The following is a 1271-nucleotide window of genomic DNA, read 5'->3' on the forward strand; positions in this document are numbered from 1 at the left end:
GGTTTGAGCATCAGCTCAAGGACGGCATGCCCACTGATGATTTGTGGCAAACACACCCCTGTGGGGAGGGAGCTATTTGTGGCAAACATATCCCTGTGGCGAGGGAGCTTGCTCCCGCTCGGCTGCGCAGCAGTCGCAATCAGGTTGACGCGATCCTCCTGACAGCGCCGTGTAGCAGGGTTCGGGGCGGCTTCGCCACCCAGCGGGAGCAAGCTCCCTCTCCACAACAGCCCTTTCTTCTTCAAACTGTCCGTACTCGGGTTTGAGCATCCGATGCAACCGGATACAGGTGCACAGGGTGAAAATTATGCGCTGGCGCTTTATAGTGGCCGACCTCCGTTTCATCAAGTAGCCGAGCCCCATGTCCGAGCCACGCAAGATCCTCGTCACCAGCGCCCTGCCCTATGCCAATGGTTCGATCCACCTTGGCCATATGCTGGAATACATCCAGACCGATATGTGGGTGCGCTTCCAGAAGCATCGCGGCAACCAATGCATTTATGTCTGCGCCGACGACGCCCACGGTTCGGCCATCATGCTGCGCGCGGAAAAGGAAGGCATCACCCCGGAACAACTGATCGCCAATGTCCAGGCTGAACACAGCGCCGACTTTGCCGACTTCCTGGTGGACTTCGACAACTTCCACTCCACTCACGCCGAAGAAAACCGTGAGCTGTCGAGCCAGATCTACCTCAAGCTGCGTGACGCCGGGCACATCGCCCAGCGCTCGATCACCCAGTATTTCGACCCGGAAAAGAAAATGTTCCTGGCCGACCGCTTCATCAAGGGCACCTGCCCGAAATGCGGCACCGAAGACCAGTACGGCGACAACTGCGAAAAATGCGGCGCCACCTACGCGCCCACCGACCTGAAGGATCCGAAGTCGGCGATCTCTGGCGCCACGCCGGTGCTCAAGGACTCCCAGCACTTCTTCTTCAAGCTGCCGGACTTCCAGGAAATGCTGCAAGCCTGGACCCGCAGCGGCACCCTGCAAGACGCCGTGGCGAACAAGATTGCCGAATGGCTGGATGCCGGCCTGCAGCAGTGGGACATTTCCCGCGATGCGCCGTATTTCGGTTTTGAAATCCCGGGCGAGCCGGGCAAGTACTTCTATGTGTGGCTGGACGCGCCAATCGGCTACATGGCGAGCTTCAAGAACCTGTGTAACCGCACGCCGGAGCTGGACTTCGATGCGTTCTGGGGCAAGGACTCCACCGCCGAGCTGTACCACTTCATCGGCAAGGACATCGTCAACTTCCACGCCCTGTTCT

General features: G+C 59.2%; 1 protein-coding gene. It reads left to right on the plus strand.

The features are described from left to right. Nucleotides 1-361: 361 nt before the first annotated feature. A partial coding sequence (gene metG, locus D8U18_RS25405) for a methionine--tRNA ligase (protein WP_131108854.1) occupies nt 362-1271 on the plus strand: 910 nt, incomplete at its 3' end.

This window comes from Pseudomonas sp. Sample_10, assembly GCF_004321495.1.
Taxonomy (GTDB): domain Bacteria; phylum Pseudomonadota; class Gammaproteobacteria; order Pseudomonadales; family Pseudomonadaceae; genus Aquipseudomonas.